Consider the following 25676-nt stretch of genomic DNA (forward strand, 5'->3'; position numbering starts at 1 on the left):
CAGCGGCTCAACCGGATGAGCCTCGGTTGGGCATGGGCATTACTCCACTTTCAACGGTAAAAAAAAGCCCCATGTGCATCCCTGCGATGCAGATGAGGTTGAACATCCTTTACTTTCTGGGGAGTGTGCAAAGTGCAGTTCCAGCGGAACACACCTGCTGGCAAATAAGAGCCGCCAGCGAGCGAATCGTTCATATTTCATACAGCACCACCGACCAGCGGTATTTAAAGTCGCGTTAGTTAGTTTGCTAACTTCTTGCAAGCTGACCGATTGGGTAATTTTTTGTCGGTAGTTGGATCCAGAACAGGCAGCGACTACAAATTGCTCTAACCCGCTGCATACAGAACGCCGCCCCGGAAAGAACAGCGCCAACCTGCCCCATGGCACTTACCCCAACAGCTGGCTCAACACCGCGCGCAATTTGCCTGGTTTCACCGGTTTGTTCAGTAAGGGTGCGCCAAGTGTCAGCAGGGCCTGTCGGCATTGATCACTGCGATCGGCAGTGATGATGACTGCCGGTATCGGGGTGGCAAAATGCTCGCGTAAATGCCGCACCACCTCGCAACCCACTACGCCGTGATCGAGATGGAAGTCGGCCAGGATCAACTCCGGTGCCCGCCCCTGGAGCGCCTGCATGGCCGCCGCCTGGTCGGTGGCCGTAACCACCTCGCACCCCCACTGCCCCAGCAGCGCACCCATGCTTTGGAGGATGCTCACTTCGTTGTCCAGCACCAGCAGGCGCCGGCCCGGCAGCGGGTTGCCGGCGCTGGGCTGCGGCGCGGCCTGGTGTGCCGCCTGCGGTACTTCTTGGCCAATCGGCACCTCGATGCTGAACATCGAACCACGCCCCGGCCACGAGCGCACTTCGATCCGGTAGCCGAGAATCTTGGCGATCCGCTCGACGATCGCCAGGCCCAGGCCCACGCCCTTGCGGTCCGCCGCACGGCCAACGTCCAACTGGTTGAACTCGAGGAAGATGGCTTGCAACCGGTCCTGCGCAATGCCCCGCCCGGTGTCCCATACCTCCAGGCGCAGGTGTTTGCCGCGGCGCCTGGCGCCTAGCAAGATCCGACCCTGATCGGTGTAACGGCAGGCGTTGCTGAGGAAGTTACGCAAGATGCGCGTCAGCAGCCGCAGGTCAGTGCTGATGGCGTAGTCGCCAATGCGCGCATGCAGCTTCAGGCCTGCCGCGTCGGCCACGGAACGAAACTCCGAAACCAAAGGCGCGTACAGTTCGTCGAGGCGGTACACCGCCACATCCGGCTTGACCGCTGCCTGGTCGAGTCGGGAAATGTCCAGCAGGTCGGTCAGCAAGTCCTCGGCACCCTCCAGGGCCTGGTGGGTACGCTCCACCAATATGTGCTCGGCGTCTGGCAAGGGCCGTTCACGCAAGGTCGAGATCAGCAGGCGGGCGGCATTCAATGGTTGCAGCAGGTCGTGGCTGGCGGCCGCAAGGTATTTGTCCTTGCTGCGGTTGGCGGCTTCGGCGGCATCGCGGGCCTCGAGCAATTCGTCCGTTCGCGCAGCGACCCGTTGCTCCAGTTCGTCATTGAGTTGTTGCAAGCGCTGCTGCGCCTGCTTGCGCTCAGTGATGTCGGCGACAAAGCCTTCCACCAGGCCTTCCTGGCCGGGCTTGAGCAACAGGTTCATCAGCACATCGAGGTAACTGCCGTCCTTGCGCCGCAAGCGGGTTTCATAGCCATGCAGGCTGTGCTCACGGGCGAGTACCGCCGTGATGGCGTGCAGCTCCTGGGCACCGCCATCGAACAAGTGAGCGGCCAGGTCAGTTAGCGAAAACAGCACTTCCTGCGGGTCGTCGTAGCCCAGCATGCGTGCCAGTGCCGGGTTGGCGGCACGCATGCCGTCTTGCAGGCTGGCCTGGAAAATCCCGTGCACGGCGTTTTCGAACAGCCATTTATAGCGGTTGCGCTCGGCCTCCAGTTCATCCAGGCGTGCGGACAGTTCCGGGTAATGGCTTTTGCGCGCCGAGTGATCACCCAGCCCCAGCAGCCCGGCCAGCGCCCGTTGCTGGTCGTCAGAGGGCCTCGCCATAGACCACCTCGACATCCCGCTGGCTGGACGCGCGGGGGTTGGTGAGGATGCACGGGTCATCCATCGCATGTTGCGACAAGAACGGAATATCGGACGTGCGCACCCCATGCAGGCCCAAGGTTTCATGGAAGCCGATGGCATGTTTCAGGGCAATCAGGTGCTCCACCAGGCGCCCGCAGATCTGCCGGTGGTTGAGCCCACGGCAGTCAATGCCGAACACTTCGGCAATTACCTTGAAACGCTCCGGCGCCGAGCTGTAGTTGAACGCCACCACATGCTCCACCAGCACCGCGTTGCACAAGCCATGCGGCAGGTCGAGGAACCCGCCCAGGCTGTGCGACATGGCGTGCACCGCGCCGAGGATCGCGTTGGAAAACGCCAGCCCCGCCTGCATGCTGCCGAGCATGATCTTCTCGCGCAGGGCGATATCGTGGGGGTTGGCGATCATCTCCACCAGGTTGCCATTGATCAGGCGCATGGCTTCCAGCGCATGGGGGTCGGTCAGCGGGCCGTGACCGGTGGACACAAAGGCCTCGATGGCGTGCACCAGCGCATCGATGCCGGTGCACGCCGACAGGAACGGGTCCATGCTCAGGGTGGTTTGCGGGTCGATCAGCGACACGTCCGGCACCACCGCCTTGCTGACGATGGAGAACTTCATGCGTTCCTGCTGGTTGGAAATGATCACGAATTGCGACACATCGGCCGAGGTGCCGGCGGTGGTCGGGATCAGGATCAGCGGCGGGCTCGGCACGCGGATCATGTCCACGCCTTCGAACTCGAGGATGCTACGCCCGTGGGCGACCACGATGCCGATGGCCTTGCCGCAATCCATCGGGCTGCCCCCGCCCACAGCGACGATCACATCGCAGTGGTTCTGCCGATAGATCTCGGCGCCGAGCATCACCTCCTCGACCCGGGGGTTGGGTGATACGGCAGTGTAAAGGCAATAGTCGATACCCTGCCCCTGCAGGCTGGCCTCGACGTCGGCCACCCAGCCAGCAGCGATCACGCCGGGGTCGCTGACTACCAGGACCTTGCGCGCACCAAAGGTCTTGGCGTAGTTGGCAACATTGTGTCGGCAGCCGGCACCAAAGATGATTTCAGGCGAAACGAACTTGCGAAGCGGGCTGAAACTCTGGCTCATCGTAAAGCCTGTTTTTATTGTTCTGGAAGGTAACCGCCAGCGTAAAGCATCCCGCAGCGAAAGCAACCAGACCAAAGCGGGGCAAGCGCTCATTCGATCCACGCCTTGGCGCGGGCCACCTCCAGGAACGCCAGGACGTCCTCGTCAAGGCCGGGTACCCCCGGGAAACGCTGGGCCAGGCGGTCGATGATCATTGCCACGCTACGCTGGCCATCCAGCAGCTCCAGTACCCAGCCGGCACTGGGGTTGAGCTCGATGATGCCGCCGGGGTACAGCAGCACATGACGCGCCTGCAAAGGCTCCCAGTGCAGGCGCAGGCCTTTGCCCAGGGCCAAGGCCTGCTGGCGATCGATCAAGTTCACAGGGGCATCCGGTTTGAAGATCCGGCCATCGCAAGGATGGCCGGAGGGGCATCAGCGATTGGCGAAGTACATCGTCACTTCGAAGCCAATGCGCAGGTCGGTGTAGGCGGGTTTGGTCCACATAGGGGCTAGTCCTCTTCTTGTGCCGGAGGATTCCGGTAGAAGCATTAATGCACGTGGGGGAACTGGGGCGAATGCTACTTTGGAACGAGCTTGCGGGGTGCGATGGTACGGGTAGGCATTGGCGAGTGCCGGCCTCTTCGCGGATGAACCCGAGCCCACAGGTCCTGCGCCGGTTCTGGAACCAACGGTGAACCTGTGGGAGCGGGCGAGCCGCGAAGGCCCCGACCCGGCTTAGAAGAAGCCCAACGGGTTGATGTCGTAGCTCACCAGCAGGTTCTTGGTCTGCTGGTAATGGTCCAGCATCATCTTGTGCGTCTCACGCCCCACACCCGACTTCTTGTAGCCCCCAAACGCGGCATGCGCCGGGTACAGGTGGTAGCAGTTGGTCCATACCCGACCGGCCTTGATCCCACGGCCCATGCGGTAGGCGCGGTTGATGTCGCGGGTCCACAGGCCGGCACCAAGGCCGAATTCACTGTCGTTGGCGATTGCCAGGGCTTCAGCTTCGTCCTTGAAGGTGGTGACGCCCACCACTGGGCCGAAGATTTCTTCCTGGAACACGCGCATCCGGTTGTGGCCCTTCAGCAGGGTCGGCTGGATGTAGTAACCGCTGGACAGGTCGCCCTGCAGGCGCTCGGCAGCCCCGCCGGTCAGCAACTGTGCACCCTCCTCCCGGGCGATCTGCAGGTACGAGAGGATCTTGTCGTACTGCTGCTCCGAAGCTTGCGCCCCGACCATGGTCTCGGTATCCAGCGGGTTGCCGCGGGTGATCCTGGCGATCTTCTTCATCACCTCGGCCATGAACGGTTCGTAGATCGACTCCTGGATCAGCGCCCGCGACGGGCAGGTGCAGACCTCGCCCTGGTTGAAGAACGCCAGCACCAGGCCTTCGGCCGCCTTCTCGATGAACGCAGGCTCGGCCTGCATGATATCTTCGAAGAAAATGTTGGGCGATTTGCCGCCCAGTTCGACGGTGGACGGGATGATGTTCTCGGCTGCGCACTTCATGATGTGCGAGCCCACCGGGGTGGACCCGGTGAAGGCGATCTTGGCAATCCGCTTGCTGGTGGCCAGGGCCTCGCCCGCTTCACGGCCAAAGCCCTGGACAATGTTCAACACGCCTGCCGGCAACAGGTCGGCAATCAGCTCGGCAAACACGGTGATCGACAGCGGCGTCTGTTCAGCTGGCTTGAGCACCACGCAGTTGCCGGCGGCCAGGGCCGGGGCAAGCTTCCAGGCCGCCATCAACAGCGGGAAGTTCCACGGGATGATCTGCCCGACCACACCCAGCGGTTCATGGATGTGATAGGCCACAGTGCCTTCGTTGATCTCGGCAGCCCCTCCCTCCTGCGCGCGAATGCAGCCAGCGAAATAACGAAAGTGATCCGCCGCCAGCGGCACGTCGGCGTTCAGGGTTTCGCGCACGGCCTTGCCGTTGTCCCAGGTTTCGGTAACCGCCAGCACTTCCAGGTTCTGCTCGATGCGGTCGGCGATCTTCAGCAGTACCCGGGCACGGTCCTGCACCGAGGTCTTGCCCCAGGCGTCGGCCGCGGCATGCGCGGCATCCAGCGCACGCTCGATATCCTGGGCGGTAGAACGGGGGAATTCGGCGATCGGCTGGCCATTGACCGGCGAGCTGTTGGTGAAGTACTGGCCAGCCAGCGGCGCCACGAACTCGCCATTGATGAAGTTGCCGTAGCGGGGTTTGAAGGATACGACGGCACCTGGAGTTCCGGGTTGTGCGTAGATCATGCTGAGCCTCTGCGGGTCGATGCCTGTCCCACGACAGGCGATGCTTCAATGGTAGAAAGCCCCGCGTGCCGGGCGAATGCATCGTTGGCAGCGGGGCTCTCGTCATTTGGTAGTAGGGTCTGGGCCTCAGCGCTTGGCGCTTGCGGTGTGCTGCAACTGCTTGGGCAATTTGAAGGTCCAGAGCATGCCGCCTTGGTTGAAGTCCTTCACCCGCTTGGCCACTTCACCGCCCCACAGCGGCACCGCGCCGCCCCAGCCGGACACCACCGAAACATACTGCTCGCCGTCCATTTCCCAGGTTACCGGCGAGCCGAGCACGCCAGAGCCGGTCTGGAATTCCCAGACCTTGTCGCCGGTCTTGGCGTTGAACGCCTGCAAGAAGCCCTCCGGCGTGCCGGTGAACACCAGGTTGCCCTTGGTGGTCAGCACACCGCCCCACAGCGGCGCGTAGTTCTTGTGCCGCCACACTTCCTTGCCGCTGACCGGGTCGATGGCACGCAGCACCCCGATGTAGTCCTCGTTCAGCGGCTTGATGGTGAAGCCGGCCCCCAGGAACGCCGCGCCCTTCTTGTAGGCGATGCCTTCGTTCCAGATGTCCATGCCCCACTCGTTGGACGGCACGTAGAACAGCCCGGTGTCCTTGTTGTAGGCCATCGGCATCCAGTTCTTGGCACCGAGGAAGGCCGGGGCGACGAATACCGAGCTGCCCTTGGCTTCACTCCCCGGCGCGCCCGGGCGGCTGGCTTCGTTGTAGATTGGCCGGCCATCCTTGTCCAGGCCGGTGGCCCAGGTGATCTTGTCGACGAAGGGGAAGCCGCGGATGAACTTGCCGTTGGTGCGGTCCAGCACGTAGAAGAAGCCGTTGCGGTCGGCGGTGGCGGCGGCCTTCACCTCCTTGCCGCCATCTTTGTAGTTGAACGAGATCAGCTCGTTGACGCCGTCGAAGTCCCAGCCATCGTGCGGCGTGCTCTGGAAGTGCCACTTGATGGTGCCGTCATCCGGGTTCAGCGCCAGGCGCGACGAGGAATACAGGTTGTCACCCGGGCGCAGGTGCGAATTCCACGGCGCCGGGTTGCCAGTGCCGAACAGGATCAGGTTGGTTTCCGGGTCGTAGTAGCCGCCCAGCCAAGGCGCGGCGCCGCCGGTCTTCCACAGGTCGCCAGGCCAGGTCTTGCCCGCCTCACCGCCGGAAATCCCGTTCTCGATCGCCTTGCCGTCCTTGTACACATAGCCCATGTGCCCTTCCACGGTCGGCCGCATCCACAGCAGTTCACCGTTCTCCGGGTTGTAGGCCTGGATCTTGCCCACCACGCCGAACTCGCCGCCGGCCACGCCGGTAATCAGCTTGCCATTGACGATCATCGGCGCGGCGCTGATCGAGTAGCCTTCCTTGTGGTCGGCCACCTTCTTGCTCCACACCACCTTGCCGGTGTCCTTGTTCAGTGCCACCAGCTTGGCGTCCAGGGTGCCGAAGAACACCAGGTCGCCGTACAGCGCCACGCCCCGGTTGATCACGTCACAGCACGGGCGGATGTCGTCCGGCAGGCGGGCATCGTACTGCCAGAGTTTCTTGCCGGTGCGGGCGTCCACGGCGAACACCCGCGAATAGGAGCCGGTCAGGTACATCACGCCGTCCTTGACCAGCGGCTGGGCCTGCTGGCCGCGCTGCTTCTCACCACCGAAGGAGAATGCCCAGACCGGCCGCAGCTCCTTGACGTTGTTGCTGTTGAGCATGTCCAGCGGGCTGTAGCGCTGACCCTGCACGCCCAGGCCGTTGGTGACGATCTGCTGCGGGTTCTTCGGGTCCTGGAGGATTTCTTCATTGCTGACGGCGGCGTGGGCCGCGCCGGCCAGCAGCAAGGCGCTGAGCACCAGGCTCTGGGCGAACGCGGGACGACGTGCGGATCGGGTCATGTCGGCTACCTTTGGTTTTTTTGTTGTGTCCGGGAAAATTTCCCGGTGTGCCGAGAATTCTTGGTCGCGGCCTGTTCGCCAACAATTGCCAGGAGTGCGGAGTTTTCTAGTTCCTTGGTACAGGGCAGGCGCGTCAGTGCCTGGCGTCAACGCGCCGGAATTGTTGGCGCTCGTAACGCGGATACAGATGGCTGACACTGCGAATCAGCTCATACCGGGTCAGGCTGACCCCGGCAAACCGCTCGGGGATCGGGCTGCGGATCATCTCGGCCATGTCATCGCCACGCGCAGCGCCCTCACGCAGCAGGCTATCCAGCCAGCCCAGGTAATCGCGCATCTGCGTAAACGGCCGGGTGTCGCTGGCCACCGGGCCATGCCCGGGCACCAGCTGCTTCCAGGGCAGCGCCTGCAAGGTCTCGAGGTCCTTGAGCCAAACGTCCAGCCCCGGGCTGTTGGGCGTCGTCAGGGCACGCTCGTAGAACACCAGGTCGCCAGCGAACAGCACCCCGGTCGATTCATCGAGAATCGCCAGGTCAGCGCCGGTATGCCCACTCAGCCCGAGCAAACGCAGGCGGTGCCCACCGACTTCACGGATACCGGGCTCCACTACCCGGCTCGGCAACACCACCTCGGTGCCCCGCATCCAGTCACCGACCAGGCGGTACATGTTTTCGGCCATGGCATCCCCCTGCTGACGCAGCAACTCAGCGGTACCTGCCAAGGCGCCAATGGGCACATCGGCAAAGGCCTGGTTGCCCAGCGCGTGGTCTGGGTGATGATGGGTCAGCAGCACTTCGAGCACCGGCTTGTCGGTGACGGTGGCAATGGCTTGGCGCAACGCCTCGCCATAGCGCTTCGACGGCCCGCTGTCGATCACCACCACACCCGCGTCGGTAATGATGAACGCGGTGTTGACCACATTGCCGCCATTGGCCTTGGCAAAATTGTCGGTACTGCCTTCCAGCAACCAGGTGCCCTCGGCAATCTGCCGGGGCACCAGCCCGTATTCCAGGTTTGCCTGGGCCGGCAGCCCCAGGCACAGCAGCAACAGCAGGATCCAGCGCATGGCAGGTGCCTCGGGTCGGGTAAAGGGTCAGGCCTGGCGCTCAGGGCAGCGCCGCCTCGAACTGGTTGCCGCTGTTGTCCTGCAACAGCAGCCGGGTTGGCCCGGGGCCCAGGACATCGAAGCCCAGATTGGGGTTTTCGCTGACCGCCGGGTACAGTTCCAGGCTGGCCAGGGGCTGGCCATCGGCGCCTTGCAACTGCGCATGGTTGAGGAAGAATTCGGGAATACCACTGACCAGGCCGTTGTCCATCGGGTGGCTCACCTGCAAGCGCAAGCGGCTGCTATCGCCGCGTCTGTAGCGCCCACCCAGCACCTCGCCGAGGTGTTCCTCCCAGCCGGCTTGGGTGCGCACCACGCTGGGCGCAGTACAGCCGCCGCCGGCAGCATCGATCAGGGTAGAGCCGACATGCCACAGGCCGTCGCGGGTAAGCACGGCCGCGCGCAGCGGCGTGGCCTGCTCGATACGGATACGGATCGACAACCAGGGCAGCACACGCTCGCCGGGCCGAAAGTCGACAATGCGCGGCAACGGGTTGAGCTCCGCCCAGGCGATGATACGCACCACCTCGCCGGTATACGCCCGGGCATCGATCTCCAGCGGCACCTGGCGTGCGTCCTCGGCAAAGGGTGGGGCCAGCAGCTTGACCCGGTCATCGAACACGAACGGTGCCTGGCCGAGCAGTTGCTTATGGTAGAAGTCCCACATCACCGACGGTACCGGGTCCTTGCTGGCACTGGGCTCGCTGGCCAAGGCCTGGGCGGCCCAGGGCATCCAGCACACCAGCAGGACAGTCGCTCGCCAGTTCATCGTCCACTCCTTTGATGAGCACTACCGATACATTTCCGGCGTCTGATAGCGCAGGCCGTAATGGCCATATATCGCCTGCATCCGCCCATCCCGGATCAACGCCTCTAGCGCCTCCTCCACCGCATAGGCCAGTTGCCGGTTGCTCTCATGCACCGCCATGCCGATCTCCCAGGCTTGCTTGCCAAGGTTCGGGTAAGCGTTTTCCGCCAACGCCAGTTGCGGGTCAGCGGCCTGGTGCAGTTGCCAGTCAACTTCACCACGCATCGCCATCACCGCATCCACCTGGCCGGCGTGCATGGCCGCAAAGGCCTGCTGAACGCTGGGGTAATGATGGGTTCTGGCGCTGAGCATGCCGTTGAAAACCGAGGTCAGGTAGAACGACGGCACACTGTCTACCTCGACGCCGATCGGGTGCTGCTGGAACACGGCGACACTGGCCACCGAGGCCAACCGGCGGCGGTCGTAGGCCACTTGCCAGCGCTCTTCCTGATAAGGGCCGAACATCACCACCTGGCCGTTTTCCAGCTCACCCAGTTCGTTGCGCTTCTGTGTGTAGTCGTGGTCGTACGGCACCCGCATCATCAGGTCGGCCAACTGCTGGTGGCGCAGCGGGCTGCCGCGCCAAATGTAATCGCGCAGGTCGTCGTCGAGCTTTTCCCCAGGGGGGGCCCAGATCAATTGCAGGCGCACGCCCATGGCCTCGGCCAGCGCCTGGGCCAGCTCCACATCCACACCACGCGGCTGGCCCTGGTCCTGGAAGCTGTAGGGCGCAAAGTCCTTGTACACCGCCACCTTCAGCTCACCGGCAGCGATGATCGTGTCGTAGTTGCGCACCTGCGCCTGGGCCGCTGCACAGCACAGCAACAGGCCCGTGAACAGCACCGCCATCAGGCGCATGGCCGTCACTCCTCGACGTGCACGCTGTCCAGGTAAGTGCGCACCGCCCACAGGGCTTCCTGGCTCAGGTAATCGGCCATCTTCGGCATGTACACGCGGCCGTCGCGGACCGCGCCGTGGCGCACGCGCTCGACGAACCATTCATCGCCGGCGTCACCGGCATCGAGCAGGCGCAGGTCGGGGGCAATACCGCCAGATTTGGCTTCCAGGCCATGGCAGGCCGCGCAGTTCTGGTTGTAGGCCGAGGCGCCGATCTCCACCGCTTTGTCGTGCTCAGGCGAACTGCGGTAAGGGTTGACCGCTGCCCAGCCGTCACCGTCCAGGCTCACGCCAGCGTCCTTGATCGGGGTCAGGCCCTGGGTCTCCACCGCCTGCGGGACCACATTGCCATGGGCCCAGGCCGTGCCGGTCAACACAGCCCCGGCCAACAGACCTGCAGCAAGCAACACATTGGGTTTTATTGTCATTGTCATGCCCTCACCATTGCACGCAAAGCCTCAACCACAGAGGCCGTGCCGCCATCTTAAAAACACCTCGCAGGCGGCCGAATGCTGCTTTGGTGGCCGGGCGTTACTCCCTTGGTAGTAGGGCTTGTGGCGAACGGCCAAATGAGGTGCCGGCCGGGAACTCTTCCCGGCAAGGGCGGGACATTTTCCCTATCCCGCAAGCGCCACTGCGCCCCACCCTGTGCAGGCCAAAACCTCCATTGGGAACTGCAACCATGACAATAAGATCGCTACCCGCCCTTTCCCCTCTGGCCCTGAGCGTGCGCGTGCTGCTGATGGCCGGTAGCCTGGCCCTGGGCAGCGTGGCAACAGCGGCCACCCCCCCAGCGGCACCTGCCGGCAAGAATGTCACCTGGGAAGACATCGCCAACGACCACCTCACCACCAGCGACGTGCTGCAGTACGGCATGGGCACCAATGCCCAGCGCTGGAGCCCGCTGGCCCAGGTCAATGACAAGAACGTGTTCAAGCTGACCCCGGCCTGGTCGTACTCCTTCGGCGATGAGAAGCAGCGCGGCCAGGAGTCCCAGGCCATCGTCAGCGACGGCGTGGTCTACGTCACCGGCTCGTACTCGCGGGTATTCGCCCTCGATGCCAAGACCGGCAAACGCCTGTGGACCTATAACCACCGCCTGCCCGACAACATTCGTCCGTGCTGTGACGTGGTCAACCGCGGGGCGGCGATCTACGGCGACAAGATCTACTTCGGCACCCTCGACGCGCGGGTCATTGCCCTCGACAAGCGCACCGGCAAAGTGGTGTGGAACAAGAAGTTCGGGGACCACAGCGCCGGCTACACCATGACCGGTGCGCCAGTGCTGATCAAGGACAAGACCAGCGGCAAGGTGCTGCTGATCCACGGCAGCTCCGGTGATGAATTCGGCGTGGTCGGCCAGCTGTTCGCGCGGGACCCGGACACCGGCGAAGAGGTGTGGATGCGGCCCTTCGTCGAGGGCCACATGGGCCGCCTGAACGGCAAGGACAGCACCCCGACCGGCGACGTCAAGGCGCCGTCCTGGCCGGACGACCCGACCACCGAAACCGGTAAGGTCGAAGCCTGGAGCCATGGTGGCGGTGCCCCTTGGCAAAGTGCGAGCTTCGACCCCGAAACCAACACCATCATCGTCGGCGCCGGCAACCCAGGCCCTTGGAATACCTGGGCGCGCACGTCCAAGGACGGCAACCCGCATGACTTCGACAGCCTGTACACCTCTGGCCAGGTCGGTGTCGACCCGAGTACCGGCGAGGTCAAGTGGTTCTACCAGCACACCCCCAACGATGCCTGGGACTTCTCCGGCAACAACGAGCTGGTGCTGTTCGACTACAAGGACAAGGACGGCAAGCTGGTCAAGGCTACCGGCCATGCCGACCGCAACGGTTTCTTCTACGTGGTCGACCGCAACAACGGCAAGCTGCAGAACGCCTTCCCCTTCGTCGACAACATCACCTGGGCCAGTCACATCGATCTGAAGACCGGGCGCCCGGTGGAGAACCCCGGCCAACGCCCAGCCAAGCCGCTGCCGGGGGAAACCAAGGGCAAGCCGGTTGAGGTGTCGCCGCCGTTCCTGGGCGGCAAGAACTGGAACCCCATGGCCTACAGCCAGGATACCGGCCTGTTCTACATCCCCGGCAACCAGTGGAAAGAGGAGTACTGGACCGAGGAAGTGAACTACAAGAAAGGCTCGGCTTACCTGGGCATGGGCTTCCGCATCAAGCGCATGTACGACGACCACGTGGGTACCCTGCGCGCCATGGACCCATCCACCGGCAAGCTGGTGTGGGAACACAAGGAGCACCTGCCGCTATGGGCCGGGGTGCTGGCAACCAAGGGCAACCTGGTGTTCACCGGTACCGGCGATGGCTTCTTCAAGGCCTTCGACGCCAAGACCGGCAAGGAATTGTGGAAGTTCCAGACCGGCAGCGGCATCGTCTCGCCGCCCATCACCTGGGAACAGGACGGCGAGCAGTACATCGGCGTGACCGTGGGCTACGGCGGTGCAGTACCACTGTGGGGCGGCGACATGGCCGAGCTGACCAAACCGGTGGCTCAGGGTGGTTCGTTCTGGGTGTTCAAGATCCCGAGCTGGGACAACCAGACTGCACAGCGTTGACCTGCAGCGGGGAGCGGCCTGCGCCCCTCCCCGTTTCTGACCTTGACCTGCCCAGAGGCTTTCACCATGAATTACCTGCCCTTTACCTTGCTGCTGGCGCTGTCCCCTGCCCTGGCAGTGAACACCGACGACGCCGGCAACGATGCCCCCTTGGTCATCAACGGCTGCGTGATCGCCGAAGCCAGCCAGTGCCCAGGGGCCAACCTGCGCGGCGCCAACCTGGCCAACCAGGACCTGCGCAAGATGAACCTGGCCGGTGCCGACCTGCGTGAGGCCGACCTGCGTCATGCCCAGCTGGACCTGGCAAATCTGGAAAAAGCCCGCCTGCAAGGTGCCAACCTGACCCGCGCCAGCCTGCAACAGAGCAATCTGCGCCTGGCCGACCTGAGCAACAGCAAGCTGGTAGCTATTCAAGGCTGGGGCTTGTTCGCCCAGGGCGCACAGTTTGCAAAGGCGGACTTGCGCGCAGCCTACCTGCAGTTCGCCAGGCTGTCCGGGGCAAAGCTGCAGCAGGCCAACTTGCAGGCGGCGGACCTGGAAATGGCCTGGTTGAGCAAAGCCGATCTGCAAGAGGCCAACCTGGGCGATGCCAACCTGCAGGAGGCCAAGTTTGGCCAGAGCAACTTGGCACGCGCCGATTTGCGCGGGGCGCGGCAGCATTACGGGAACTTTCAGGAGGCCAATATGGAGGGGTGCAGGGGTTGCCCTGAGACCTGGGATAAATGAGTGGGGGGTTCGCCGTGGCAGGTTCAGGGCCTGTGAGATCGAGCACCGCGCGGGCGGCGCTCGATCTCACAGGCCCTGAACCTCCAAAGCCAGGCGCTCACCTCACCCCACCACCCGCACCACTCCCAGGTCAATCCCCAGATGCACCAGCTCGGCATGCGAGCTGACCTGCATCTTGCTCTTGAGCAAGGTCAGGTGGTTGGACACGGTCTTGGCACTGATGCACAACTGCTCGGCAATTACCCGCGCCGGGGTGCCCTTTGCCAGCATCGTGAAGATCTCCAGTTCGCGCTGGGTCATGCGCTGTAACCGCGGGTCACCGGTGCTTTGCTGTGACCTGCAAGCCAGCTGTGTGGCCAGGGGCTGTTCGATGTAGGCATGCCCGGCCAATACCCGCTGCACCGCCTCGATCAGCACCTCAGGCGCCGAGTTCTTGGTCAGGTAGCCCGAAGCCCCCGCCTCCAGCGCCTGGCGCACCAGCGGCAGCTCGTCGTGCATGCTGAAAAACAACACCCGCAACTGCGGAAGGCGCTGGCGCAGGCGACGGGTGGTTTCCAGGCCACTGATACCGGGCAGGCCAAAGTCCATGATCACCAGGTTGGGTACCTGCTCCTGCACCCTGGCCAGCGCTTCTTCACCACTGGCGGCCTCACGCACCTGCACCAATGGCAGCACCGCCCGCAGCAGGCTGGCGTAGCCCTGGCGGACCACGGCGTGGTCATCGACCAACACGATATTCATCACACCTCCTCCGGTATGTTAAGGGCCAGCGCCCAGCCAGCCCCCGGGCGGCTGAAAATGCGTAACTCCCCCCCAAGGCTGCGGGCCCGCTCCGCCATCGAGTGCAGGCCTACCCCTGGACGACGGGGCTGGCAAGCGCCACAGCCATTGTCGCGAATGAACAGGCGCAAGCCCTTGGTACTGCGCTGCAGGCGTACCCGCACCTGGGTGGCACCGGCATGCCGGGCGACGTTGGTCAGCGCCTCCTGCAGCAAGCGGTACAAATGCGTTCTGCTCGCCCCAGGCAGCGCCGGCAGATGCTCACCAACCCGCAGCCGGCATTCGATGCCCTGGCTGGCCTGCCACTGGCTCACCAACAGCCCGAAGGCCTCGGCCAGCGGCATGTAATGCAGCGCCACCGGATACAAGTTGTGCACCAGCGCGCGAAAGCCTTGCTGCAGGCGCTCGCAATTGACTTCAAGGGCGTGCGCCGTCTGTGTCACCCGTTCAGGCTGTTCGGCCACCATACGCAACAGGCACAGCTGGGCACGCATGCCTGCCAGGTATTGCCCCAGATCATCGTGCAGGGTCTGCGCCAACTGGGTACGCTCCTGCTCCTGCACTGCCAGCAGAGCCTGAGTCAGTTGGGCATTGTCGGCCTGGGCCTGCTCCAGGGTTGCGGCCATGCGGTTGAAGTGTTTCGCCAACTGGCGCGCTTCCGGCAAGCCGGCCTCGCGCAGGCGCGCCGTCAATTGTCCGCCCGACACCTGGTGCAAGGCCCCCAGCAGCTCATCCAGCAGGCCCCTGGCCCGCCGCACCGCCCAGCGGATGGTCAACAGGCTCAACAACAATGCCAGCCCACAAACGCCTAGCAGTTGCTGCAGGGAGTCCCAGACTTCATCGATTTCATCCCGCGCATCCACGGCAATCAACACGCGGCGGCCATCAGTCAAGTCCAGCAACCGGCTGCCCTGGTAACGCTCACCGACCAACTGGCGGCCAAGCCAGGCATCCATACCGGCCTCTTGCGGCAGCGTTGGCACCTCACCCGGTGCCACCCAGTGCACACGCACATGGCGCAGGCTCTTGGTCAAACCGGGTTGCAGGCTTGCCGGGTCGCGCTCAGCGGTTTCGCCCAGGTACGCCACCACAGCTTCGGCTGACTGCAACTCACGCTCGACGTCGGCCACTGCCTGGTGCAACAGCACCCCGGCACAAGCCAGCGTCACCAAGGCGAAGCATAACGTGACCCAGAGGTTGACTCGCCACAGGGCCGACAAGTTGACAAGGCGCACAAGCGGTTCTCCTCAGGCCGTTGGGGACCATCGTAAAACTGCGGCCCCTGCACGGAATTACTACCTTGGTACCGGCCGAGCGCTACTTTCTGCATATTTCCCGCTGCCGAAGGGCTTCCTATGCTGGCGCCATCTGCCGTGGAGTGTGTCATGCGCCAGCCAGCCCACCTTGCCCTTACCTGCCTACTGGCCCTGGCCGCCGCTCTGGCTGCGCCCCTGACGCCTGCCGCGCAGGGCCAGCCCGCAGAGACGCTGCAAGTACGCATCGGCTACCTGGGCTATCGCCCCGACCCAGGTCCGCTGCTGTCCAACATCATCCCTGAACCCGGCGATGCCGGGTTGCAAGGCGCCGACCTGGCCATTGTCGACAGCAACAGCACCGGGCGCTTCCTGAAGCAGCAGTTCCAGCTGACCCACGCCAACGTCGACAGCCCCGAGGCGCTGCTGCAGGCGGCCAAGGCCCAGCATGACCAGGGCCTGCGCCTGTTCGTGGTCAACGCCCCGGCCACCAGCCTGCGCGCACTGTCTGCCGCCCTGCCCGACAGCCTGCTGTTCAATGCCGGCAGCCCCGACGACAGCCTGCGCAGCAGCCAGTGCCTGGGCAATGTGCTGCACAGCCTGCCGGGCCGGGCCATGCTCGCCGATGCCCTGGTGCAGTTCCTGGTGCTGCGCAAATGGCAGCGGGCGTTGCTGGTGGTCGGCCAGACGCCAGACGACCAGGCCTACGCCGCCGCCCTGCGCCGCTCGCTGAAACGCTTTGGCGTGCAACTGATCGCGGAAAAGGCCTGGACCTTCGACAACGACCAGCGCCGCAGCGCCCAGGCCGACATGCCGCTGTTCACCCAAACGGCCGAATACGACGTGGTGCTGGTGGCCGACGAGCGCGGCGACTTTGGCGAATACCTGCCCTACCAGACCTGGTACCCGCGCCCGGTGGCCGGCACCCAGGGCCTGACCCCTACCGGCTGGCACAAGACCGTGGAAACCTTCGGCGCGGCACAGCTGCAAAAGCGCTTCGAAGCCCAGGCCGGGCGCTGGATGAACGACCGCGACTTCGCCGCCTGGATGGCCGTGCGCAGTGTCGCCAGCGCGGTCAGCAAGTTGCACCAGGCCCAGCCGCGCGCGGTGCAGCAGCTGTTGCTCAGCGAGCAGTTGCCGCTGGACGGGTTCAAGGGCCGCAAGCTCAGTTACCGCCCGTGGAACGGCGAACTGCGCCAGCCAATCCCGCTGGTGCAGCCACGCGCCCTGGTCAGCACGTCGCCGCAGGAAGGCTTCCTGCACCCCTTCAACGAAATGGACAGCCTGGGCTATGACAAGCCCGAAGTGACCTGCAGCTACCCCTGAGCCGATAACCACAACCATAAGGATTTCGCCATGCGCCGCCCCGTCTTCCCCCGGGCCCTGCTCTACCCCAGCCTGCTCTCGGGCGCCTTGGCGCTGGCCTGCGGGCACGCCGTGGCCGCCACTGCCTGGGTGTCCAACGAAAAGGACAACAGCCTCAGCCTGATCGACATGCAAACCCTGGAGGTCATCCAGACCCTGCCGGTGGGCCAGCGTCCGCGGGGCCTGCTGCTGTCGCATGACAACAAGCTGCTGTACATCTGCGCCAGCGACTCCGACCGGGTGCAGGTGATGGACGTGGCCACGCGCCAGATCATCAAGGAGTTGCCCTCCGGCAAGGACCCCGAGCAGTTCGCCCTGCACCCCAACGACCGCTGGTTGTATGTGTCCAACGAGGACGACGCGCTGGTGACGGTGATCGACACCGTGACCGACAAGGTCCTGGGGCAGATCGATGTGGGCATCGAGCCCGAAGGCATGGCCGTGAGCCCCGATGGCAAGTGGGCGGTGAACACCAGCGAAACCACCAACATGCTGCACTGGATCGACACCAGCACCCAGACCTTGGCCGACAGCACCCTGGTCGACCAGCGCCCGCGCTTCGTCGAGTTCAGCCAGGACGGCTCGAAACTGTGGGCCTCGGCGGAAATCGGTGGCACGGTGACCATCCTCGACGTGGCAACGCGCCAAGTGCTGAAAACCCTGAACTTCCAGATCAAGGGCGTGCACCCGGACAAGGTCCAGCCGGTGGGTATAAAGCTCAGCGCCGATGGCAAATACGCCTTCGTCGCGCTGGGGCCGGCCAACCATGTGGCAGTGATCGATGCCAAGACCTATGAGGTGCTCGACTACCTGCTGGTCGGGCGGCGGGTCTGGCAACTGGCATTCACCCCCGACCAGAGTCGCTTGCTGGCCACCAACGGCGTCAGTGGCGATGTGTCGGTGATCGATGCGCAACACCTCAAGGTGCTCAAGTCAGTGAAAGTCGGGCGCTACCCCTGGGGTGTGGTGGTGACCCCATGAACGCGCTGGAAGTCAGGGACGTCAGTTTTGCCTACGGCCAGCGCGAGGCACTCAGGCAGGTTGGCTTCCGCCTGGCACCTGGGCGTTTCGCCGCGCTGTTGGGCCCCAATGGCGCCGGCAAATCGACCTTGATCGCCCTGCTTACCCGCCTGTACGACCTGCAACAGGGCGACATTGACGTGTGTGGCCATTCTTTGCGCACCAGCCCGCGCCCGGCCCTGCGCCAGCTGGGCGTGGTGTTTCAGCAAAGTACCCTGGACCTGGACCTGAGCGTCGAGCAAAACCTGCGCTACCACGCCGCCCTGCATGGCCTGTCGCGGCGCCAAGGCAGCCAGCGCGTCGAGGCGGAACTGGCTCGCCAAGGCCTTGGCGAACGCCGTCATGATCGCGTGCGCGAGCTGAACATTGGCCATCGCCGCCGGGTGGAAATTGCCCGCGCGCTGCTGCATGAGCCGCGCCTGTTGCTGCTCGACGAAGCCAGCGTCGGCCTTGACCCGGCCAGCCGCCTGGCGCTCAACCAGCACCTGCGGCTGCTGTGCGTCGAGCAGCAATTGAGTGTGCTGTGGGCCACCCACCTGCTGGACGAAGTACAGCCCAGCGACGACCTGCTGATACTCCACCAAGGGCGCCTGGTGGCCAGTGGTACGGCCGATGCGTTGAGCCAGGAGCATGGTGGCGACCTCGACCACGCCTTTGCCCGCCTGACCCGCACGCCTTCAGGAGCCAACGCCCAATGAACGCTTACTGGCAATGTTTCAACGGCATCATGCAGCGCGAATGGCTGCGCTTCGTGTTGCAGCGCACGCGCCTGCTCAGTGCCCTGGTGCGCCCGCTGCTGTGGCTGCTGGTATTCGCCGCCGGGTTTCGCGCAGCGCTGGGCATCGCGATCATCGAGCCCTACGACACGTACATCCCCTACGAGGTGTATATCATTCCCGGCCTGGCCTGCATGATCCTCTTGTTCAACGGTATGCAGGGTTCGTTGTCGATGGTCTATGACCGCGAGATGGGCAGCATGCGGGTGCTCCTGACCAGCCCCTTGCCGCGGCCGTTCCTGCTGGGCAGCAAGTTGCTGGCGACCTCGCTGATTTCCCTGCTACAGGTGTATGCCTTCCTTGCCATTGCCTGGCTGTACGGTGTGCAGCCACCGGCTGCGGGGCTGCTGATGGCCCTGCCGGCATTGCTGCTGGTGGCTTTCATGCTCAGCGCCCTGGGGCTGTTGCTGTCGAACGCCATCCGCCAGCTGGAGAACTTCGCCGGGGTGATGAATTTCGTGATCTTCCCGCTGTTCTTCCTGTCGTCGGCGCTGTACCCGTTGTGGAAGATGCGCGAGGCCAGCGAATGGCTGTACGGGTTGTGCGCAGTAAACCCGTTTACCCACGCCGTCGAGCTGGTGCGCTTTGCCTTGTACGAGCGGCTGAACCTGCTGGCGCTGGCGGTGTGCCTGGGTTTGACCGGGCTGTTCACGCTGCTGGCGATCCTCACCTTCAACCCCCAGCATGCAGCGCTGCGCAAGCCGCGCTGAAAACCTGGCGTGTAACGCGGAGAGTGTGTGGGAGCGGCCTTGGGCGTCTCCATGCCTTCAGGCGCCCGGCCATCTACTACTTTAGTACTGCATTTACTGTCTATCGTCGCATTCACAAAGCACCGCCACTGGCATGTAATGAGTCCATAACAAAAAGGAACAACCTCCATGCCACGTGCCCTGCCCCGGCTGCCACGCCCTTTGCTGGCGGTACTTTCGCTGAGCCTGACGCTAGGCATCGCCCAGGCTGACACGGCGCCGCTGTTCTCCGCCGACGGTTACCGCACCAGCCTCTACCGCAGCCCGACCCCAGCCCAGGTCGAAGGCGGCCAGGTTATCGACACTGCCGCGCTGCAACGCCTGCTGGGCCAGAACCCGCCGCCGGTACTGATCGACGTCTACCGCCGGCAATGGCTGCAGGGCCGCTTCATCGAAGACGAGCCCCACGCCAACCTCCCTGGCAGCCTGTGGCTGGCCAACACCGGCGACGGCGAACTGAGCCCGGCCTGGCAGAACTACTTCGTGCATAACCTGGAAAAAGCCACGGCCGGGCACCCGGAACAACCGGTGGTGTTTTACTGCCGCGCCGATTGCTGGCTGAGCTGGAACGCGGTAAAACGCGCTAAAGCCCTGGGCTATGCCAACCTTTACTGGTACCGAGATGGCCTGGACGCCTGGCAGCAGGCCGAGCTGCCATTGCAGCCGGCGCAACCGGTGCCCTTTCCCTGATTTGCTTGCCTGCAACTGCGTGCCCTGCTCCATCCAATAAAAACAAGGTGAAAAGGCCATGTACAAAATTCTGATTGCCGACGATCACCCCCTGTTTCGTGAAGCCATCCACAATGTCATCAGTGATGGCTTCAAAGGCAGCGAGGTCATGGAAACCGCCGACCTGGACAGCGCCCTGGCCCTGACCCAGGCGCATGACGACCTCGACCTGATCCTGCTCGACCTGAACATGCCCGGCATGCACGGTCTCAATGGCCTGATCACCCTGCGCAACGAAGCGCCGACCACACCTGTGGTGATCGTATCGGCCGAGCAGGAAAAGCAGATCGTGCTGCAGGCCATCACCTACGGCGCCGTGGGTTTCATCACCAAGTCGTCACCGCGCTCGCAGATGATCGAGGCGATCGAGCAGATCCTCAACGGCAATGTCTACCTGCCGCCAGACATCATCCGCGCGCAAAAAAGCAGTACCAGCCGGCGCCATAACGATGCCCCAAGCTTCCCGCCAGAAATGCTCCAGGCCCTGACCCGCAAGCAACTGCTGGTGCTAGAGCGCATGACCAAAGGCGAATCGAATAAACAGATCGCCTACACGCTGGACATCGCCGAAACCACGGTCAAGGCGCATGTGTCGGCGATACTGCGCAAACTCAATGTGCACAACCGGGTGCAGGCCATCCTCAGTGCTGGCGATATCGATTTTGCTGATTATCTACGCCGTTGACCTGTTCCGGCGGCTTCGCGGGTAACCCCGCGAAGCCGCCAAACGCTATGCCACGCCACTGGCCAGCAGATGACTCATCGCCGTCTTGAGTTTCATCGGCCTTACGGGCTTGTGCATCAGCGTGTGACCCAGCTCGCGGATTTGCTGCTTGAGATCGTTGCTGTAGTTGGCAGTGATCATCAGCGCCGGTAGCGGCTGGGCGCGGCGGGCATTGATCCGCGCCACGGCGTCGACACCATTGCAGTCGTTGTCCAGGTGGTAGTCGGCAATCAGCAGGTCGGCCTCGGCGTGGTAGTTGTCCACCTGGCGCGCCAGGTCTTCCTCCGACAGCGCAGTGACCACCCGGCAGCCCCAACCTTCCAGCAAGGTACGCATGCCCGCACAAATCGCCGCATCGTTATCCAGCACCCACACCCGCGCCCCGCGCAAGCGTTCGAGCATCGGCTCGCAGATCGCCGGGCTCGGCTGGGCCTTGGGTGCAGTGGCGCTCAGCGGCACCTCGACAGCGAACACCGAGCCTTTGCCCAGCCATGACCGCACGCGGATCCGGTGGCCGAGGATGCCGGCGATTTTCTCCACGATTGCCAGGCCCAGGCCCAGCCCACGGTCCTGGTCCGGGCGCTGCACATCACCCCGCTTGAACTCCAGGAACATGTCTTCCAGGTGCTCTTCGGCAATGCCGATGCCGCTGTCCCATACTTCAATACGCACGCCACCGCGCTGGCGCCGACACCCCAGCACGACGCGCCCGCTGCGGGTGTAGCGGATGGCATTGCTGAGCAGGTTGCGCAGGATGCGTGCCAGCAGCTGGATGTCACTGCGCACGACGGCAGAACACCCCACAAAATGCAGCGCTAACCCTTCGCTACGCGCCACCTGGGCGTATTCGGCAGCCAGGTTGTCCATCAGTTCGTGGAGGGCAAACGGGGCGACATCGGCCTTGATCACCCCGGCATCGAGCTTGGAAATATCCACCAGGGTACCCAACAGGTTTTCCACATCCTCCAGTGAATTGCTGACATTTCGCACCAGGTGGGCAGCGTTTTGCGGTTCGTCGCGCTCAAGCAATGCACTGGTGAACAGCCGCGCCGCGTTCAGCGGTTGCAGCAAGTCATGGCTGACCGCAGCAAGGAACTTGGTTTTCGACAGGTTGGCCTGCTCGGCCTCGCGCTTGGCCTCGCGCAGACGCGACTCGGCCTGGCTGCGCTCTTCGATCTCGCGCAGCAACTGGTCGTTGAGGCTGGTCAGTTCGGCAGTGCGCTCGCGCACCCGTTGCTCCAGGTGCTGATACGCCTGGTGCAACGCCTGTGCGGTGTTGCGGCGCTCGGTGATGTCGCGGATCAGCACGAAGATACCCACGATTTCGCCACTGGCCAGGCGGTTCGGTACGTAGGAACGCAACATGTAGCGTTCTTGGCCGTTGATATTGGTCTCGGCAAACTCAAACGTTACGCTCTCCCCCGCCAGCGCCCGCGCCACGTAGCCTTCCAGGCGCTGGTAATGCTGCTCGCTGTGGGCCTCGCGCAGGCTCTGGCCCAGCATCACGCCATGCGGCCAGCAATACCACTCTTCGTAAACCTTGTTGGTGAATTCGTAGACCAGATCGGCGTTCAGGTAAGCGATCAGCGCCGGGACGTTGTCGGTAATCAGGCGAATCTGGTGCTGATGGGCCGTCTCGGCCCGCTGCCGGGCCTCGCTGAGCAGGCGGTTGACGGCCTTGAGCTCGGCCATGGCCTGGTTCAACGCATCGGTGCGCTCGCGCACCTGCTCGGCCAGCACCACTGAATGCTGGAACGCGGCGTATGGGTCGTTGCCCCGGGTCACGCCCGATTCGATGCGCTCGATCAGTGCGTCATTGATGCGCTGCAGCTTGTGGTTCTGGTGCTGCAGCCGGGTCAGCTCGGCCTGCAGTTCAGCGACCGACAGGAGGCCGGTTGCGGGCAATGGCGACCCCGGTGAAGGTCTGGTTGATGTGCATGCCATTGAACTGTTCTCCGTAGGTGTTGAAGCCGATCACCCGTTGCTCGCGCAGGAACGCGCCGACCGGCTCCAGGCCGTGGTGGGCTTCCAGTTCCAGCCGCCGCAGGAAACAATCACAACCGATGGTCAGCAGCAACGGTCCGAGACGCTGGTGCAGGCCATCGAACAGCTGGTGCAGGTTCGGCAACAGCGGGCCCGGGGTCATGGCCGTGAGCACGATGCCGTTCTCCACCGCGCAGTAGAAGCTCAAGCTGAGGTCAGGATGCATTTGCTGGATCGCCCGCACGTAGTACTGATCATGAATGCGCACGGCCAGCGGGTGGGCGGCGAACACCCGGTGATCGAGCGCAGCCACGGGTACACCGATGTGGCGGGCATATTCCTCGGCCGCCGGCTCGGCATTCAGTTCGAAAACCCGGCGCTGGGCGCTGTCGGCACCGGTTACCACCAGCTTTTCCTGGCGCGGCAGGATGTGATGCGTGGTGAACACTTCGAAGTCGAGCCAGGTGTTGACCAGCACCACCACGGCTGCGCCGTTGTGAAATGTACCGCCGAAATACACATGGGTGCGGTTCAGGTAGTTGTCGTCACCGGCCGAGCCGCCGAAGTGCGGGATATCGCCCAGTGCTGCGCTGAGTGCGGCAAGCACCATCTCCTCGCGGCTGGACAAGCCATCGAGCAGCGTGAGTGCAAAACTGTGGCCCTTGATTGGCGCCAGGGTATTGCTGCGGCAGGTGCCGACCAGCCGCTCGACCATCTGCTGCGCGTCGATCAGGCTGAATCGCTCCATCTCATCGATCAACGCGGTGGCGATCGAAAAGTGCCGGTGATCGAAGCCCACCGCCGTCACGCAATTGCGGCCGTAGCCCAGCGGGGTGATTTCACCGGCGCTGGTGCAGCCAACCAGGCGTATGCCGCCAAAGTCCTGTTCCAATGCTTCGCCTAAAGCCTGCAAGTCGTACTCGGCGGAGCAGAAGAACAACACGAAACCCAGGTGCGGGTGCAGCAACTGCCGCGCCAGGTCCTGAGCGGCCAGCCGTGCGTCGGTAGCCTGAGACATGGCACTGACCACACCGTCGTTATGAGCCTGCTGCATCGTGGTCTCCGGCACGGGGTGGCTGAGTGTTCAGTTTAAGGAGCGGGTGGCGGGTGACGAATGCTACTTGGGTAGCGGGTGGGCGGTTCCATGGGCGTAAAAGACCGCGTCATTCGGGGCCGCCTTGCGGCCCCGGCCACTTACCAGGTCAACACCGCGCCCACCGCAAAGGTATCGGTGTCTTCGTTCTGCGCACTGGTGTCATGCCCGTCGATGGAAAACTGGTTGTACTCGGCAACCAGTTTCAGGTTGTCGTTGATGTCATGGAACAGCGCCACACCCCGGGTCTCGTAGTCCGCGCCGCTGCCAACCGCACCGTTGCCATCGTCCTTGGTCTTGCCATAGGACAGCGCCACGCGGTTCTTGCCAAACTGGTACGAGCCCTGCAGCAGGTAGCCGTCACTGTCCACATTGCGCAGCACCGGCTCACCCGCGTTGTTGGTGAAGAACGGGTTGATGCCCTTGGCCTGGAACCCCGAGCCGGTCAGCGACCAGCCGCCCATCTTTGCCTGCACCCCGTAACCCACCCCCTTGGAAGTGATCGTTTCTACCGTGGAGTCCGTATTGTCCGAGGTCTGGTAACTGCCGTTGACCCAGCTGTAGATCTGCGCCCCACCCAGGTCGAACTGGTAGGTGATCTCGCTCTCGGTGCGCGGGTTTTCCTGGTAAGCCTTGCCGGTCGGGCTGCTGTCGTTGGTGTCCACCGGGTCCATGATGCCCACCGCCACCCGCAGGCCGTCCATCACCGGCGTGCGGTAGGTGATCTGCGAGGTGGGGAATGGGTACGGATAGCCGCTGCCGATGTTGCCGAACGACACCCCGCCGCCGTCCACCAGCCCCAAGGTGTCGCTGACCTGGCCATAGCCGGCCAGCAGTTCGTCGAGCAGGATGTTGGAACGGGCGAATAGCCCGAAATCCTTGCCGATCAGCACCTCGCCCCATTCGGGGTTGGCCACCGTGCCGTAGAACTGACGCACATCGATGGCCGTGTCGGTGCCATTGGTTTCGCTGTCGTTAATGGTGACCCAGAACGAGGCGCGTGCACCGAGTTTCAGGTCATCCACCTGCTTGCCCATGTTGAAGCCGAGGTAGTTCGGCAAGAAGCCCATCTTCACCCGCGACTGGCGGCGGTCAAACTGCTCGCCCTCGCGGTCGACCTCGCTGTTGACGTAGAAGGCGTTGATATAGCCATCGGTGGAAAACGTCGTCTGGTCCTTGTCGTACAGCATGATCTCGGCTTCGGCGACGCTGCTCAGGCCTAGGGCAGAAAAGCTGGCGATAGCAGCAGCGAGGAAACGAGGCGGCAGGTGCTTATTGTTGTTGTGCATGGCGCGCTCCAAACGGGGACGGGATGTCGGAGGCGATTATCAGAAGTGGGCAAATTGCCAGAAACGCTGCTTTGGCGTGGGGTGATGGGTGCTTTGGGGTGGGAGGGTGTGGCGCGGTGATTTGGTCCCGATACCTGCCTGGGTCTGGGTTCGAGACTTAGGGCTTAGCCAGGAGTGGTAGGCAGGTATCAGTACTGCTGCATGAACGGGAGAATCTAGCGCAATCCCTGTGGGAGGGGGCTTGTCCCGTGAACACGGGCGAAGCCCGTGCCATGCACCGTGTTGGATTCTTCGCGGGACAAGCCCGCTCCCACAGGTACCCCCGTAGGTTTGAGGCTGATGCAGTACCTGGGGAAACAACTGGCTTGCTCAATTTTTAGAATCTAGCGCAGTGACCATTGTGGGAGCGGGCTTGTCCCGCGAACACCGGCAGAGCCGGTGCCATGCACCG

Annotated in this window: 23 protein-coding genes; 8 read left to right on the plus strand and 15 right to left on the minus strand. The window is 63.6% G+C overall.

Features of this window, described 5'->3' with window-relative positions:
• Positions 1-387: 387 nt before the first annotated feature.
• The 10 genes from E8E68_RS17890 to pedF all read right to left on the minus strand — a co-directional run bounded on the left by E8E68_RS17890 (position 388) and on the right by pedF (position 10588).
• Entirely contained in the window at positions 388-2052 is a 1665-nt protein-coding gene (locus E8E68_RS17890; RefSeq protein WP_280343311.1) for a NahK/ErcS family hybrid sensor histidine kinase/response regulator, read from the minus strand.
• Positions 2036-3199 (minus strand): alcohol dehydrogenase-like regulatory protein ErcA, encoded by a 1164-nt coding sequence (gene ercA / locus E8E68_RS17895; protein ID WP_266029395.1) that lies wholly within the window; start codon positions 3197-3199, stop codon positions 2036-2038. Before ercA ends, E8E68_RS17890 begins: the two co-directional genes overlap by 17 nt.
• Positions 3200-3288: 89 nt before the next feature.
• Positions 3289-3561, minus strand: coding sequence for a pyrroloquinoline quinone biosynthesis peptide chaperone PqqD (gene pqqD / locus E8E68_RS17900; protein ID WP_266029393.1), 273 nt, complete (start codon positions 3559-3561; stop codon positions 3289-3291).
• Positions 3562-3612: 51 nt separating this feature from the next.
• Positions 3613-3684 carry a pyrroloquinoline quinone precursor peptide PqqA gene (gene pqqA, locus E8E68_RS17905; RefSeq protein ID WP_003243383.1) on the minus strand — a complete coding sequence of 24 codons (72 nt, stop codon included), beginning with the start codon at positions 3682-3684 and terminating at the stop codon, positions 3613-3615.
• A 231-nt stretch (positions 3685-3915) separates the two neighbouring features.
• A complete protein-coding gene (locus E8E68_RS17910; protein ID WP_266029391.1) occupies positions 3916-5436 on the minus strand; it encodes an aldehyde dehydrogenase family protein in 1521 nt (506 codons plus the stop codon).
• Positions 5437-5562: 126 nt separating this feature from the next.
• Complete coding sequence (gene pedH / locus E8E68_RS17915; protein ID WP_266029388.1) at positions 5563-7350, minus strand: PQQ-dependent alcohol dehydrogenase PedH; 1788 nt, start codon at positions 7348-7350, stop codon at positions 5563-5565.
• A gap of 133 nt (positions 7351-7483) precedes the next feature.
• A complete protein-coding gene (locus tag E8E68_RS17920) occupies positions 7484-8416 on the minus strand; it encodes a quinoprotein relay system zinc metallohydrolase 1 (RefSeq protein WP_266029386.1) in 933 nt (310 codons plus the stop codon).
• 40 nt (positions 8417-8456) lie between these two features.
• Positions 8457-9224 carry a quinoprotein dehydrogenase-associated SoxYZ-like carrier gene (locus tag E8E68_RS17925; RefSeq protein ID WP_280343318.1) on the minus strand — a complete coding sequence of 256 codons (768 nt, stop codon included), beginning with the start codon at positions 9222-9224 and terminating at the stop codon, positions 8457-8459.
• 21 nt (positions 9225-9245) lie between these two features.
• Positions 9246-10121 (minus strand): transporter substrate-binding domain-containing protein, encoded by an 876-nt coding sequence (locus tag E8E68_RS17930; RefSeq protein ID WP_280343320.1) that lies wholly within the window; start codon positions 10119-10121, stop codon positions 9246-9248.
• Between the two features lie 5 nt (positions 10122-10126).
• Entirely contained in the window at positions 10127-10588 is a 462-nt protein-coding gene (gene pedF / locus E8E68_RS17935) for a cytochrome c-550 PedF (RefSeq protein ID WP_266029651.1), read from the minus strand.
• A 254-nt stretch (positions 10589-10842) separates the two neighbouring features.
• Here pedF and exaA point away from each other — a divergent pair, with 254 nt between their 5' ends.
• Both exaA and E8E68_RS17945 read left to right on the plus strand, forming a co-directional pair.
• Positions 10843-12738, plus strand: a complete 1896-nt coding sequence (gene exaA / locus E8E68_RS17940; protein ID WP_266029381.1) for a quinoprotein ethanol dehydrogenase — start codon at positions 10843-10845, stop codon at positions 12736-12738.
• A 66-nt stretch (positions 12739-12804) separates the two neighbouring features.
• Positions 12805-13464 (plus strand): pentapeptide repeat-containing protein, encoded by a 660-nt coding sequence (locus E8E68_RS17945; RefSeq protein WP_280343323.1) that lies wholly within the window; start codon positions 12805-12807, stop codon positions 13462-13464.
• Positions 13465-13566: 102 nt separating this feature from the next.
• Here the strand turns inward: E8E68_RS17945 and E8E68_RS17950 are convergent, their stop codons facing one another.
• Together E8E68_RS17950 and E8E68_RS17955 are read right to left on the minus strand one after the other, a co-directional pair.
• Positions 13567-14205 carry a response regulator transcription factor gene (locus E8E68_RS17950; RefSeq protein ID WP_280343327.1) on the minus strand — a complete coding sequence of 213 codons (639 nt, stop codon included), beginning with the start codon at positions 14203-14205 and terminating at the stop codon, positions 13567-13569.
• On the minus strand, positions 14205-15479 hold the full coding sequence (locus E8E68_RS17955) for a histidine kinase (protein ID WP_280343329.1): 1275 nt from the start codon (positions 15477-15479) through the stop codon (positions 14205-14207). Before E8E68_RS17955 ends, E8E68_RS17950 begins: the two co-directional genes overlap by 1 nt.
• A gap of 150 nt (positions 15480-15629) precedes the next feature.
• On the opposite strand from E8E68_RS17955, the gene E8E68_RS17960 reads away from it, so the two are divergent.
• The 6 genes from E8E68_RS17960 to E8E68_RS17985 all read left to right on the plus strand — a co-directional run bounded on the left by E8E68_RS17960 (position 15630) and on the right by E8E68_RS17985 (position 20821).
• On the plus strand, positions 15630-16823 hold the full coding sequence (locus E8E68_RS17960) for an ABC transporter substrate-binding protein (RefSeq protein WP_280343332.1): 1194 nt from the start codon (positions 15630-15632) through the stop codon (positions 16821-16823).
• A 30-nt stretch (positions 16824-16853) separates the two neighbouring features.
• On the plus strand, positions 16854-17843 hold the full coding sequence (locus tag E8E68_RS17965) for a YVTN family beta-propeller repeat protein (protein ID WP_266029372.1): 990 nt from the start codon (positions 16854-16856) through the stop codon (positions 17841-17843).
• The gene (locus tag E8E68_RS17970) at positions 17840-18580 is read left to right on the plus strand and encodes an ABC transporter ATP-binding protein (protein WP_280343336.1); all 741 of its coding nucleotides are present in this window, start codon (positions 17840-17842) and stop codon (positions 18578-18580) included. The genes E8E68_RS17965 and E8E68_RS17970 overlap by 4 nt, the downstream gene beginning before the upstream one ends.
• Positions 18577-19368 (plus strand): ABC transporter permease, encoded by a 792-nt coding sequence (locus E8E68_RS17975; protein ID WP_280343338.1) that lies wholly within the window; start codon positions 18577-18579, stop codon positions 19366-19368. The genes E8E68_RS17970 and E8E68_RS17975 overlap by 4 nt, the downstream gene beginning before the upstream one ends.
• 168 nt (positions 19369-19536) lie before the next feature.
• Positions 19537-20097, plus strand: coding sequence for a PQQ-dependent catabolism-associated CXXCW motif protein (locus tag E8E68_RS17980; protein ID WP_266029366.1), 561 nt, complete (start codon positions 19537-19539; stop codon positions 20095-20097).
• A 58-nt stretch (positions 20098-20155) separates the two neighbouring features.
• A complete protein-coding gene (locus E8E68_RS17985; protein ID WP_110743084.1) occupies positions 20156-20821 on the plus strand; it encodes a response regulator transcription factor in 666 nt (221 codons plus the stop codon).
• A gap of 45 nt (positions 20822-20866) precedes the next feature.
• Here the strand turns inward: E8E68_RS17985 and E8E68_RS17990 are convergent, their stop codons facing one another.
• From E8E68_RS17990 to E8E68_RS18000, 3 genes are all read right to left on the minus strand, one after another.
• Entirely contained in the window at positions 20867-22765 is a 1899-nt protein-coding gene (locus E8E68_RS17990; RefSeq protein WP_280343342.1) for a NahK/ErcS family hybrid sensor histidine kinase/response regulator, read from the minus strand.
• A complete protein-coding gene (nosP, locus tag E8E68_RS17995; RefSeq protein WP_266029361.1) occupies positions 22734-23897 on the minus strand; it encodes a nitric oxide-sensing protein NosP in 1164 nt (387 codons plus the stop codon). The genes E8E68_RS17990 and nosP overlap by 32 nt, the downstream gene beginning before the upstream one ends.
• A gap of 140 nt (positions 23898-24037) precedes the next feature.
• Positions 24038-25225: a porin gene (locus E8E68_RS18000; protein WP_280343346.1), complete on the minus strand. Its 1188-nt coding sequence runs from the start codon at positions 25223-25225 to the stop codon at positions 24038-24040.
• Between the last annotated feature and the right edge of the window lie 451 nt (positions 25226-25676).

It is taken from the genome of Pseudomonas sp. BN607 (genome assembly GCF_029871175.1).
Taxonomy (GTDB): Bacteria; Pseudomonadota; Gammaproteobacteria; order Pseudomonadales; family Pseudomonadaceae; genus Aquipseudomonas.

Bases quoted from the DNA above. Each gene is read 5' to 3' on its own strand.
- E8E68_RS17890 (WP_280343311.1), bottom strand. From the start codon at position 2,052: ATGGCGAGGCCCTCTGACGACCAGCAACGGGCGCTGGCCGGGCTGCTG.
- ercA (WP_266029395.1), bottom strand. From the start codon at position 3,199: ATGAGCCAGAGTTTCAGCCCGCTTCGCAAGTTCGTTTCGCCTGAAATC.
- E8E68_RS17910 (WP_266029391.1), bottom strand. From the start codon at position 5,436: ATGATCTACGCACAACCCGGAACTCCAGGTGCCGTCGTATCCTTCAAA.
- pedH (WP_266029388.1), bottom strand. From the start codon at position 7,350: ATGACCCGATCCGCACGTCGTCCCGCGTTCGCCCAGAGCCTGGTGCTC.
- E8E68_RS17920 (WP_266029386.1), bottom strand. From the start codon at position 8,416: ATGCGCTGGATCCTGCTGTTGCTGCTGTGCCTGGGGCTGCCGGCCCAG.
- E8E68_RS17925 (WP_280343318.1), bottom strand. From the start codon at position 9,224: ATGAACTGGCGAGCGACTGTCCTGCTGGTGTGCTGGATGCCCTGGGCC.
- E8E68_RS17930 (WP_280343320.1), bottom strand. From the start codon at position 10,121: ATGCGCCTGATGGCGGTGCTGTTCACGGGCCTGTTGCTGTGCTGTGCA.
- pedF (WP_266029651.1), bottom strand. From the start codon at position 10,588: ATGACAATAAAACCCAATGTGTTGCTTGCTGCAGGTCTGTTGGCCGGG.
- exaA (WP_266029381.1), top strand. From the start codon at position 10,843: ATGACAATAAGATCGCTACCCGCCCTTTCCCCTCTGGCCCTGAGCGTG.
- E8E68_RS17945 (WP_280343323.1), top strand. From the start codon at position 12,805: ATGAATTACCTGCCCTTTACCTTGCTGCTGGCGCTGTCCCCTGCCCTG.
- E8E68_RS17950 (WP_280343327.1), bottom strand. From the start codon at position 14,205: ATGAATATCGTGTTGGTCGATGACCACGCCGTGGTCCGCCAGGGCTAC.
- E8E68_RS17960 (WP_280343332.1), top strand. From the start codon at position 15,630: ATGCGCCAGCCAGCCCACCTTGCCCTTACCTGCCTACTGGCCCTGGCC.
- E8E68_RS17965 (WP_266029372.1), top strand. From the start codon at position 16,854: ATGCGCCGCCCCGTCTTCCCCCGGGCCCTGCTCTACCCCAGCCTGCTC.
- E8E68_RS17970 (WP_280343336.1), top strand. From the start codon at position 17,840: ATGAACGCGCTGGAAGTCAGGGACGTCAGTTTTGCCTACGGCCAGCGC.
- E8E68_RS17975 (WP_280343338.1), top strand. From the start codon at position 18,577: ATGAACGCTTACTGGCAATGTTTCAACGGCATCATGCAGCGCGAATGG.
- E8E68_RS17980 (WP_266029366.1), top strand. From the start codon at position 19,537: ATGCCACGTGCCCTGCCCCGGCTGCCACGCCCTTTGCTGGCGGTACTT.
- E8E68_RS17985 (WP_110743084.1), top strand. From the start codon at position 20,156: ATGTACAAAATTCTGATTGCCGACGATCACCCCCTGTTTCGTGAAGCC.
- nosP (WP_266029361.1), bottom strand. From the start codon at position 23,897: ATGCAGCAGGCTCATAACGACGGTGTGGTCAGTGCCATGTCTCAGGCT.
- E8E68_RS18000 (WP_280343346.1), bottom strand. From the start codon at position 25,225: ATGCACAACAACAATAAGCACCTGCCGCCTCGTTTCCTCGCTGCTGCT.